Genomic DNA, 10,281 nt, shown 5'->3' on the forward strand with positions numbered 1-10,281 from the left:
CCCCATTGGCCGCCGATAATTCGAACAGATTGACGTGATGTTTTATTCAGCGTCGCCACCCACCAGTATTGTGACCATTTTTTGGGGATGGATACGTTTTTGATAAGCGGCTTTTATTTGATCAACCGTCACTGCGTTCACTCTTGAATTAAAGGTTTCCAGATGATCCAGCGGCAACTGATAAAAGCCCATCATCGCCAGATAATCGGCAATTTTACTATTGCTATCCAGGCGCAAGGCAAATCCACCGGTAATATTTTTCTGTGCGGCTGTGAGTTGTTCTTTAGTGGGGCCCTGCTCAACAAAATCCACTAACGTCTGATTCAGTACATCCAATGCCAGTTCTGCCTGATCATTACGGGTTTGCAGACCAAACTGGTAAGGGCCGGCCTCCCGCATTGGTCTGAAATAACTATAAGCACTATAGGATAAGCCACGTTTTTCACGAATTTCATCACTGATAATGGACACCAGTCCACTGCCACCTAAAACATGATTACCCACATACAGCGGGAAAAAATCTGGATCATCGCGGGTTAAACCAGGTTGCCCCATCAAAATCGTGGTTTGACTCGATGGATAAGGCAAATTCTTTTGTTGGGCAGTTTCAAGTGGTTCAACTTCAGGTAAGGCCGCAGCCTTTTTTCCCGCGGGAAGGCTACCGGAAATTTTTTCTGACAAGGCTTTTGCCTGTTTAATATCCACATCACCTACAATGACCAGTACAGCATTGTTCGCCACATAAAATTGCTGATAAAACTGTTGCAAATCGGCAATGCTGATTTCATCTATTGAAGCTTCGGTGCCTATTGGCATGGATGAATACGGATGGTCATCGTACAGCTGCTGATAAAAAGCGCGATCAGCTATAGCAGAAGGCGATTGTTTTTCGCTTTGCAAACTGGTTTTAACTTGATTAATAAGACGATCAAAAGACCTTTCCGGAAAGGACGGTTGACTGATAACTTCTACAAACGTATCGATAGCAGGTTTTAAAGCATCTGCTTTGGATAAAGTCCGCAAACTCAACACCGCCATATCGCGCTCAGACTCAGAGCTGAATTCGGCACCGACATCATCAAATGCAGTAGCAATAGCATCGGTGTCTTTGTTTTTGGTACCTTGATTGAGCATTGAGCTCGTCAGTAATGCCACCCCGCCTTTCGGATCTCTCGCGGCGCCAGCATCAAATACCAGACGAATGTCCAATATGGGCAATTCCTGGGCTTTGACAAAATATACCTGGGTGCCATTGGCAGTTTGCCAATTTTCTATTTGCGGACTGGCAGAAACGCTAAAGGCCAGTAATAATCCAGTGAATAAAAAAGAGAACTTAGCGAGCATGTGGATCTCCCGAAGTAGGACGTGGAGTAGTATTGTCTGTGGGCATTGGAATCAGTTCTGCGACGGTAAGTCCTTCATCAATAAAATATTTTTGTGCAACCTGTTGAACCTGTTCAGCAGTAATTGCACTGATTTTATCGGGATAACTGTCAACCAGACGCCAATCGAGGCCAACTGTTTCCAGCATGCCTAACTGCATGGCCTGGTAGAAAACACTATCAAGCTGATAGACAGAGCTGGCAATCACCTGAGTTTTGACGCGTTGTAACTCTGCCTCGGTAACGAGTTCAGCTTTAATTTTATCAAGTTGATTCAACACAGCGTGCTTGACGTCCTCGACAGACTTACCTTGAGCAGGTGTACCAGCAATGGTAAATACATCATCCAAACGGGAAAACGCACTGTTATAAGCACTTATTCCGGCAGCTACCTGCTGTTCACGAATCAATTCACGAGAGAACCGGCTACTTGCACCACCATCAAGAATGCCTGCCAGAACATCTAAGGCATAGGGTTCCCAATCTTGCTCAGCAGTTTTAACCACCGGCACTTTCCAGCCCATCATCAAATAAGGCAGTTCTGCAGGCGCTTTTAACTCCAAAGTACGCTTGCCACGCTGAACAACTTCAATCTGAGGTTTAACCGTTGCCAGTTCTTCTGGTTTCAATGGGCCAAAATATTTCTGTGCTAACTGGTAAACCTCGTCGGGCTTAACATCGCCGACCACCACAACGGTTGCGTTATTTGGGGCATACCACATTTGGTACCACTCACGCAGGTCTTCTGGATCATAATGATTAATATCATTCATCCAGCCAATAACCGGGTGATGATAAGGGCTATTCATAAACGCCATGGCATTCATTGCTTCACGTAATAACGAACGTGGATTATCATCAGTACGCATGCGCCGCTCTTCAGCAACCACCTCTCGTTCTTTGAGTAACTCGGCATCATCAATAATCAAGTTGCGCATTCGCTCGGCTTCAAGGCGAAAACTGATTTCCAAACGCTCTTTTTCCAGTGTTTGAAAATAGGCCGTGTAATCACGTCCGGTAAAGGCGTTTTGAGAGCCACCATTTTCGGCAATAATGCGGGAAAACTCATTTGGTCCAAGGTTTTCCGTGCCCTTGAACATCATATGTTCAAGAATATGTGATATACCGGTAATGCCATTGTGCTCATAGCTTGAACCGACTTTGTACCAGACCTGGGAAACCACAACCGGTGCCCGGTTATCCGGTTTGACCAGTAATTTAAGACCATTGTCCAGCTGATATTCACTGACTTGCGCAAAGCCAATAACAGGCACTATCAGCAGTGCCCAAACAAGTTTTTTTAAGGTGTGCATCTGCATCTCACAATTGATCACATGATAAGATTAATAATCGAACACTAACGACAAACCGAGAATATGTTTAGTTTCCTCAGAAAAAAAGCCAAACCCAGCGAAAACAGCAGTGAGGAGCAACTCCTCACTGAACAGCAGTCAGCCGCACATGATGCGGAAAATACCGCAGATACTCAAGCCAGCAATGTTTCAGAGACCCCAGGATTTTTTGGACGCCTCAAACAGGGACTGAGTCGCAGCAGCACCAAATTGACCGAAGGCTTTGCCGATTTGGTACTAGGCAGAAAAACTATTGATGATGATTTGCTTGAAGAACTGGAAACCCAACTGCTCAGTGCAGATTTAGGGATAGAAGCTACACAGACCATCATTAACGACTTAACACAACGTGTTGCCCGTAAGCAGCTTAATGACCCGGAAGCCCTGTTTGCAGCAATGCACGCTGATATGGTGGACATCCTCAAACCAGTTTCCCGACCGCTGCAGATTCCATCATCTGCCAGTCCTTTTGTGATCCTGATGGTGGGTATTAACGGTGTGGGAAAAACGACAACCATTGGCAAACTGGCCAAACAGTTTCAGCTGCAAGGCAAAAAAGTGATGCTGGCGGCCGGTGATACATTTCGTGCTGCAGCTGTTGAACAACTTCAGGTCTGGGGAGAACGTAATCAGATCCCTGTGATTGCCCAACAAAATGGTGCTGATTCTGCCTCGGTTATCTTTGATGCCTTACAAGCGGCCAAAGCCCGGCAGATGGATATTCTGATTGCTGATACGGCGGGTCGTCTACATACCCAATCCAATCTGATGGAAGAGCTGAAAAAAGTAAAACGCGTTATGGCCAAACTGGATGGCAATGCGCCACATGAAGTCATGCTGGTGCTGGATGCCGGCACTGGACAAAATGCTTTGTCCCAGGCTGAACAATTTCATCAGGCGATAGGATTAACCGGTATTACCCTGACGAAACTTGATGGTACGGCAAAAGGCGGTATTATTTTTGCCATCGCTAAAAAAATCGGCTTACCCATTCGTTATATTGGGGTGGGTGAAAAGATCGATGATTTAAGAACCTTTGAAGCAGAGGATTTTGTCGATGCATTACTGGGCCGTGAAACACAACAATGATCCGATTTGAACAGGTTTATAAACGTTATGAAGGCCAGCAGGAAGCCCTGTCAGGTCTTAGCTTTGAACTGCTCTCAGGAGAAATGGCTTTTTTGACCGGTCACTCAGGTGCCGGTAAAAGTACCTTATTAAAACTGATAGCACTGATCGAACGTTGCTCTCATGGTCAGGTGATCGTCAATAATCAAAATCTGAGCCGACTGCCGAAGTGGAAGATCCCCTATTACCGTCGAAAAATTGGCCTGGTGTTTCAGGATCACAATCTGTTACACGATCGTACGGTGTTTGATAATGTTGCTCTGCCATTGATTATTGCAGGTGAAAACCATCGTGAAATTGGTCGGCGGGTGCGAGCAGCTCTCGATAAAGTCGGCTTGCTGGGCAAAGAACGCAACTTACCTATTGCCTTGTCAGGTGGTGAACAGCAACGGGTAGGTATTGCCCGCGCGGTGGTTAATCGTCCGCCGGTTCTGCTGGCCGATGAACCAACAGGAAACCTGGATCCCGAATTATCCCGCGAAATCATGCATTTATTTGAACAGTTCAATCAGGTTGGCGTGACGGTATTTATTGCAAGTCATGACCAGGATTTAATCAGCCAGTTACCTTACCGCCACATTACCCTGCAACAGGGAAGGCTTGCAGAAAACCATTCATGAAACTACTGAATATTCATAATTACCTGCTGCGTCATGTTCAGGTCATGCTCTCCAGTCTGGGTGAGTTATGGCGTCAACCCGTCGCGACTTCAATGACCTTATTGGTGATCGGTATTGCCTTGTTATTACCTGCAGGTTTGTTTGTCATCCTGAAAAATGTCGAACAGGTCAGTGGAGAATGGCAGCATGCCAATCGTATTTCGCTGTTCCTGCAAGATGAAATAAGCGACAAACGTGGCGAGCAATTGGCTGAGCAACTCAAGACCTGGCCCGATATTGTCGATGTTTCATTTCAATCTGCGCAGCAGTCGTTAAATGAATTTCGGGAAATATCGGGACTGGAAAGCCTGTTGGATACATTACCTGAAAATCCGTTGCCTGCGGTGATCATCATCGAACCCGAAGAAGAGCAACAGCAGGAAGCAATTGAGGCATTATTAAAAAGACTCGATGCCTTACCGGAAGTCGATTTGGCACAACTCGATATGCAATGGCTACAACGATTGCGCAGCATCAACGAAACAGGCCAACGCGGCATTAGCATTCTGGCTATCTTGTTATCACTGAGTGTATTGCTGGTTATTGGTAATACTATCCGACTGGCCATTCTTAACCGTCAGACGGAAATACGCGTAATCAAACTGGTTGGCGGTACCAATACATTTGTCAGAAGACCTTTTTTATACACTGGTATGTGGTATGGCTTTCTGGGTGGTGTATTAGCCTGGATAGCGTTACTGATTAGTCTGCTGATTATCAGTGGACCGATTGATGAATTGGCGGCCTTGTATGACAGCCAGTTCACCTTAAAGTGGTTTGGCGGTCAAATGTTATTTGCATTACCAATCTGCGGGCTATTACTGGGAGTCATGGGGGCATGGCTTGCCGTGAGTAGACATTTGAATGCAATTGAGCCAAGCTAATGGTAATAAAGAAACTTTTCACGCATTTACCATTCTAATGGATATATTTTAAAATGCTTTTTGCTAAAATAAAGCGATAGGTTTTCATAGGGAGAACGCACACATGACAACGCATGCAGCCCAATATCAACTTGCCACAGCACCAATTGGCAACCTGGATGCATACACCAATCTCGTGCATCAAATTCCCGTTTTAACGGCTGAAGAAGAGCACGATCTAGCGACACGCCTGCAACAAAATGGCGATCTGGAAGCGGCACAGCGACTGGTATTGTCGCATTTGCGTTTTGTGGTTCGTATTGCCAAAGGCTACAGTGGTTATGGTCTTCCGGTTGCCGACCTGATTCAGGAAGGTAATATTGGTCTGATGAAAGCGGTCAAACGCTTTGACCCGGAAAAAGGTGTCCGACTGGTTTCATTTGCTGTTCACTGGATCCGCGCAGAGATTCACGAGTATGTCATTCGCAACTGGCGGATCGTGAAAATTGCCACTACCAAAGCACAGCGAAAATTATTCTTTAATTTACGTAGTGCCAAACAACGTCTGGGTTGGCTGAATCAGGATGAAATTGAAGCCGTTGCTGATGATCTTGGTGTTACAGCCGCCAATGTCATCGATATGGAGCGCCGTCTGGCTCAACCGGATACATCATTTGATTTGCCGGTTGATAATGACGATGATGAGTCCAGCTATTCACCAGCAGCTTATTTAAAAGCGCCTGATAACAGTGACCCATCGAAACAACTGGAAAATGAAGATTATGCTGACTTTCAACAGCAGAAGCTGGTCAATGCATTAGCAACACTGGATGAACGTAGTCGCGATATTATCAGTAAACGCTGGTTGCATGATGACGATAAAGCCACCTTGCATACATTGGCCGATCAATATCAGGTCTCCGCTGAGCGGATTCGACAGATTGAAAATAATGCGATGAAAAAACTTCGCCAGCTAATGGATTAATAGCAACCATAAAAAAGCCCGCTGACCTTTCGGTAAGCGGGCTTTTTTTTACCCATGCTTACCGTTCAAGCAAAGGTGTTTTGTTAGGTTTACCGTCCCACTCTTCTGCATCATCCAAAGGATCTTTTTTCTCAGATAATACAGGCCAGACTTGTGATAATTCCGCATTAATCTGCAAGAATTCCATTTGTTCATCCGGTAAATCATCTTCAGAAAAAATAGCTTCTGCTGGACATTCGGGTTCGCAAAGTGTGCAATCTATACATTCGTCAGGATCAATAACCAAAAAGTTAGGACCTTCGTGAAAACAGTCTACTGGGCAGACATCAACACAATCAGTATATTTACATTTAATACAGTTTTCAGTGACAACAAAGGTCATGGTGAAATCTCCACAAATACAATTTTTACAGGCCAGACCTGTCAGAATGTTCGATATTCTACATGATTTACCAACGTTCTGGGCAATGATGATAAATACGGTATGATCAACTTTGCTCTGAAGATTACCCGTCTGAAAACAGGATGACCCGATGATAAGAAAAATTCTAATCCTAGCCGTATTTATCAGTTTTTTTCTGATCAGTACTGCATTTGCTGTGTTCAATATGCAAACCGTTTCTCTTGATCTGTTTTTTGTACAATGGCAACTGCCATTGGCCGTTTTATTAATCGCCTTTTTATTATTGGGATTGATAATCGGCGCCACGATTATTGCTTTGAGCACGCTTCGAATCCGCTATGACAATCATCGCTTGGAAAATAAATTACAAAGTGCCGAGCAAGAACTGAACAGCCTGCGTATTTTACCAGTACGAAATAGCCACTAGGCCCAATCATGATGCAATGGCTTTTTTTCCTGTTACCCGTCGCAGCACTGTCAGGTTGGTTTCTGGCCATGCGGCATTATAAAAAACAGCCACAAAGACATGCTAAAGCCTTTAATCCGGAATATTTCAAAGGCTTGAATTATCTTCTCAATGAACAGCCCGATAAAGCAATTGATGTCTTTATCGGACTTCTAGAAGTAAATAGTGAAACGGTCGAAACCCATTTGGCTCTGGCGAACCTTTTCCGTCGCCGTGGCGAAACCGAACGCGCCATTCGTATTCATCAGAACTTGATAGCCCGACCAAGTCTGCACGGCGAACAACGTCTGCAAGCCATGGTGGAACTGGGCCTGGATTATATGCATGCGGGTGTATTGGATCGTGCAGAACACCTGTTTCTTGAATTACTGCAGCAACCGCAGCCTCATCCGGAAGCAGCAAAGCAATTAATGCGCATATACCAACAGGAAAAAAAATGGGCGCAGGCAATTGAAATGGGCAAACAGATTGATGCCAGTAAAACTGCACAGGTGAAACCCTTAATTGCTCAGTTTTATTGTGAACTTGCCGAACAATATACCGACCACGATCGCCACGAAGCATTCAATATGCTCAAGCAAGCCTTGTATCATGATGAAAATTGCGTGAGAGCCAGCCTGCTGGAAGCCCGACTGTTTTTGAGTATAAAGCAGCCCAGAAAAGCGCTTAGTGCGTTGCAGACTATCGAACAGCAAAATCCTAAATTTTTGTCAGAAGCTTTACCTTTCTGGCATGAAGCATATCAGCAATTGGGAGATTTACCGGCATTACGCAACCAGTTAACCCAGCTTATCAGCCGTCATCCACATCTGACTTCTGCCCGTATTATGTTGACCCATATCGTGGCTGAACTGGAAAACAATAAAGCCGCCCAGCAAATGCTTTACGAACAATTACATCACCATCCCTCGGTAGAAGGTTTGCATACCTTGATTAAACTGGGTGAAAACAATCAAATTGCGCTTATCCCTTTGATTGAGCGCATTACCAGAACCATGGTAGAAAAAGGTGATCGTTACACCTGCAAAAACTGTGGTTTCTCAGGCAAAACCATGCACTGGCTGTGTCCTGGTTGTGCCAGCTGGGGCACGGTTCGCCCCACTGAAATTCATCTTACTGCTTTGGAAAAATTACTGGATCCACCTTCATGAATAAAATCCGAATTTATCATAACCCTCGCTGTAGTAAATCACGCGAAACCCTGCTTTTACTGGAAAATCAGCAGCAGGATATTGAGATTGTGGAATATCTTAAGACTCCCCCGACAGCGGAAGAATTATCCGATATCCTGCAGCAGCTTGATATGCAACCAAGACAGTTGTTACGTACTAAAGAAACGCTATACAAGGAATTACAGTTAGATAATAAAGATTTATCTGATCAAGAACTCATCAGAGCCATGTGTGACAACCCGAAACTGATTGAACGCCCCATCGTCATTAAAAACAATCAAGCCATTATTGGCAGACCACCTGAAGCGGTGCTGAATATTCTCTGAGACCCCACTATGAATGAGATTTTGATCCTTTATTACAGCCAGTCCGGGCAGGTCAAAGCTATGGCTGAACAAATTGCGCGTGGTGTGGAAAAACATACTCATTGCACGGCAAGAATTAGAACGGTGCCCAGGGTTTCCACCGTTTGTGAAAAAACCGAACAAGAGATTCCCGCCTCCGGTCACCTTTATGCCACATCGGCTGACTTGCAGGAATGTGCAGGGCTTATTCTGGGTAGCCCTACCCGTTTTGGCAATATGGCAGCTGCACTTAAATATTTTATCGATGGTACCAGTGATGATTGGTTATCCGGCACCCTGAATGGCAAGCCTGCTGCTGTATTTACCTCCACTGGAAGTCTGCATGGAGGTCAGGAAACCACCTTGTTATCCATGATGCTGCCGTTATTACATCACGGTATGGTGATTGCCGGCTTACCTTATACAGAAGCCGCTTTGATGACCACGCAAACTGGCGGCACACCTTATGGTGCCAGCCATTTTGCCGGAGCAGATAATAAACGGACTATGAGTCAGGAAGAAATTGATCTGTGTCAGGCGCTAGGGTTGCGGGTTGCTGAGCTTGCCATTAGGCTTGCCAGATGAAGTTTGTGCACTCACTCCGAATTATTTCGTTAATCAGTTTTTTTGGACTGATGATCAGCTTACTGCTTTGGATTTTAATCGCAGAACACAGTGAAAACTTTCCTGTAGCGGCGTGGCTGATCATAGGCGTGGTGCCATTATTATTTCCAATGAGAGGTGTTCTGTATGGAAAAACCTATACTCATGCCTGGGCCAGTTTTTTGATGTTGTTTTACATTGCTCATGGAATCGGCGAGTTATATAGCAGAGATGCTGTTATCTGGTATCCATTACTGGAAGTGATATTCAGCAGCAGTTTTTTTGTAGCAGCGAATTTATATGTTCGTGCCTCTGCAAAATTGCGAAAAAAATCACAGACTTAATATATTGATAATGTTCCAATATCCGTGACTATTTATTGGAGTTACCTATGAGTACCATTCCTGCCATTCAATCAGCGTATCAAGGCATTCAAAATGGCATGCAAAGCTTGAACAAAAATGCTTTCGCTGTGGCAAGTGAATCAACTAAAGGTGGTGACTTCGTCACGCCTATGGTCGAGATGAATAGCGACAAGCTACAGGTACAGGCTTCAGCAAAAGCTCTGCAAATCAGCTCTGATACACTTGGCTCCCTGCTTGATATCAAAGTCTGAAAAAATTTTCATTCTTCTTAACTCGTAAATACTGGCAACAAAAAGGTATTTGACGCTACACTATAGTCGTTACTGACTACGAAGCCCTATTTTGAGTTTATCCCCATACGTCGCACTTGACGAAAACATTATCCGTGCAGCACTGAATCCCGAAATTATCTCTCAACTTGACAGCCTTCAGGTTTTTTCTGAGGTGACTTCAACCAACGATATTCTCTGGAAAAAAGCCCAAACGGGTATCTCGGGCACAGCAGTATGTCTTGCAGAAATGCAGACCGCTGGCCGTGGTCGTCGTGGGGGTCAGTGGG

13 protein-coding genes and 1 pseudogene are annotated in these 10,281 nt (G+C 44.8%); 11 read left to right on the top strand and 3 right to left on the bottom strand.

The annotated features are described in order from the left end of the window. Positions 1 to 42: 42 nt before the first annotated feature. Positions 43 to 1,344 carry a M16 family metallopeptidase gene (locus tag B3182_RS07725; RefSeq protein WP_292354757.1) on the bottom strand — a complete coding sequence of 434 codons (1,302 nt, stop codon included), beginning with the start codon at positions 1,342 to 1,344 and terminating at the stop codon, positions 43 to 45. Then, positions 1,334 to 2,695, bottom strand: a complete 1,362-nt coding sequence (locus B3182_RS07730; RefSeq protein WP_292354755.1) for a M16 family metallopeptidase — start codon at positions 2,693 to 2,695, stop codon at positions 1,334 to 1,336. Before B3182_RS07730 ends, B3182_RS07725 begins: the two co-directional genes overlap by 11 nt. A 63-nt stretch (positions 2,696 to 2,758) precedes the next feature. Between B3182_RS07730 and ftsY the strand changes: the two genes are divergently transcribed. The 4 genes from ftsY to rpoH all read left to right on the top strand — a co-directional run bounded on the left by ftsY (position 2,759) and on the right by rpoH (position 6,369). Next, positions 2,759 to 3,823: a signal recognition particle-docking protein FtsY gene (gene ftsY, locus B3182_RS07735; RefSeq protein WP_292354753.1), complete on the top strand. Its 1,065-nt coding sequence runs from the start codon at positions 2,759 to 2,761 to the stop codon at positions 3,821 to 3,823. Next, positions 3,820 to 4,482 carry a cell division ATP-binding protein FtsE gene (gene ftsE, locus B3182_RS07740; protein WP_292354751.1) on the top strand — a complete coding sequence of 221 codons (663 nt, stop codon included), beginning with the start codon at positions 3,820 to 3,822 and terminating at the stop codon, positions 4,480 to 4,482. The genes ftsY and ftsE overlap by 4 nt, the downstream gene beginning before the upstream one ends. Then, positions 4,479 to 5,405, top strand: coding sequence for a permease-like cell division protein FtsX (gene ftsX / locus B3182_RS07745; RefSeq protein WP_292354749.1), 927 nt, complete (start codon positions 4,479 to 4,481; stop codon positions 5,403 to 5,405). The genes ftsE and ftsX overlap by 4 nt, the downstream gene beginning before the upstream one ends. A 103-nt stretch (positions 5,406 to 5,508) precedes the next feature. After that, positions 5,509 to 6,369, top strand: a complete 861-nt coding sequence (gene rpoH, locus B3182_RS07750) for an RNA polymerase sigma factor RpoH (protein ID WP_292354747.1) — start codon at positions 5,509 to 5,511, stop codon at positions 6,367 to 6,369. A 58-nt stretch (positions 6,370 to 6,427) separates the two neighbouring features. Here the strand turns inward: rpoH and fdxA are convergent, their stop codons facing one another. Next, a complete protein-coding gene (gene fdxA, locus B3182_RS07755) occupies positions 6,428 to 6,751 on the bottom strand; it encodes a ferredoxin FdxA (protein WP_069296830.1) in 324 nt (107 codons plus the stop codon). A 151-nt stretch (positions 6,752 to 6,902) separates the two neighbouring features. On the opposite strand from fdxA, the gene B3182_RS07760 reads away from it, so the two are divergent. From B3182_RS07760 to B3182_RS07790, 7 genes and pseudogenes are all read left to right on the top strand, one after another. Further along, positions 6,903 to 7,199 (top strand): LapA family protein, encoded by a 297-nt coding sequence (locus B3182_RS07760; protein ID WP_292354743.1) that lies wholly within the window; start codon positions 6,903 to 6,905, stop codon positions 7,197 to 7,199. Between the two features lie 8 nt (positions 7,200 to 7,207). Then, on the top strand, positions 7,208 to 8,389 hold the full coding sequence (gene lapB, locus B3182_RS07765) for a lipopolysaccharide assembly protein LapB (RefSeq protein ID WP_292402000.1): 1,182 nt from the start codon (positions 7,208 to 7,210) through the stop codon (positions 8,387 to 8,389). After that, entirely contained in the window at positions 8,386 to 8,736 is a 351-nt protein-coding gene (gene arsC, locus B3182_RS07770; protein WP_292354738.1) for an arsenate reductase (glutaredoxin), read from the top strand. The genes lapB and arsC overlap by 4 nt, the downstream gene beginning before the upstream one ends. A gap of 9 nt (positions 8,737 to 8,745) precedes the next feature. Next, positions 8,746 to 9,339: an NAD(P)H:quinone oxidoreductase gene (gene wrbA, locus B3182_RS07775; RefSeq protein ID WP_292354736.1), complete on the top strand. Its 594-nt coding sequence runs from the start codon at positions 8,746 to 8,748 to the stop codon at positions 9,337 to 9,339. Beyond that, on the top strand, positions 9,336 to 9,701 hold the full coding sequence (locus B3182_RS07780) for a DUF2069 domain-containing protein (protein WP_292354734.1): 366 nt from the start codon (positions 9,336 to 9,338) through the stop codon (positions 9,699 to 9,701). Before wrbA ends, B3182_RS07780 begins: the two co-directional genes overlap by 4 nt. A 47-nt stretch (positions 9,702 to 9,748) precedes the next feature. Further along, the gene (locus B3182_RS07785) at positions 9,749 to 9,973 is read left to right on the top strand and encodes a hypothetical protein (protein ID WP_292354732.1); all 225 of its coding nucleotides are present in this window, start codon (positions 9,749 to 9,751) and stop codon (positions 9,971 to 9,973) included. Between the two features lie 91 nt (positions 9,974 to 10,064). Beyond that, a pseudogene (locus B3182_RS07790) lies at positions 10,065 to 10,281 on the top strand (biotin--[acetyl-CoA-carboxylase] ligase); the annotation flags it as partial.

The sequence above is a fragment of the Methylophaga sp. UBA4204 genome, assembly GCF_002379485.1.
Lineage (GTDB): Bacteria > Pseudomonadota > Gammaproteobacteria > Nitrosococcales > Methylophagaceae > Methylophaga.

Coding starts and splice junctions, on each gene's coding strand:
- B3182_RS07725 (WP_292354757.1), bottom strand. CDS start 1,344: ATGCTCGCTAAGTTCTCTTTTTTATTCACTGGATTATTACTGGCCTTT.
- B3182_RS07730 (WP_292354755.1), bottom strand. CDS start 2,695: ATGCACACCTTAAAAAAACTTGTTTGGGCACTGCTGATAGTGCCTGTT.
- ftsY (WP_292354753.1), top strand. CDS start 2,759: ATGTTTAGTTTCCTCAGAAAAAAAGCCAAACCCAGCGAAAACAGCAGT.
- ftsE (WP_292354751.1), top strand. CDS start 3,820: ATGATCCGATTTGAACAGGTTTATAAACGTTATGAAGGCCAGCAGGAA.
- ftsX (WP_292354749.1), top strand. CDS start 4,479: ATGAAACTACTGAATATTCATAATTACCTGCTGCGTCATGTTCAGGTC.
- rpoH (WP_292354747.1), top strand. CDS start 5,509: ATGACAACGCATGCAGCCCAATATCAACTTGCCACAGCACCAATTGGC.
- fdxA (WP_069296830.1), bottom strand. CDS start 6,751: ATGACCTTTGTTGTCACTGAAAACTGTATTAAATGTAAATATACTGAT.
- B3182_RS07760 (WP_292354743.1), top strand. CDS start 6,903: ATGATAAGAAAAATTCTAATCCTAGCCGTATTTATCAGTTTTTTTCTG.
- lapB (WP_292402000.1), top strand. CDS start 7,208: ATGATGCAATGGCTTTTTTTCCTGTTACCCGTCGCAGCACTGTCAGGT.
- arsC (WP_292354738.1), top strand. CDS start 8,386: ATGAATAAAATCCGAATTTATCATAACCCTCGCTGTAGTAAATCACGC.
- wrbA (WP_292354736.1), top strand. CDS start 8,746: ATGAATGAGATTTTGATCCTTTATTACAGCCAGTCCGGGCAGGTCAAA.
- B3182_RS07780 (WP_292354734.1), top strand. CDS start 9,336: ATGAAGTTTGTGCACTCACTCCGAATTATTTCGTTAATCAGTTTTTTT.
- B3182_RS07785 (WP_292354732.1), top strand. CDS start 9,749: ATGAGTACCATTCCTGCCATTCAATCAGCGTATCAAGGCATTCAAAAT.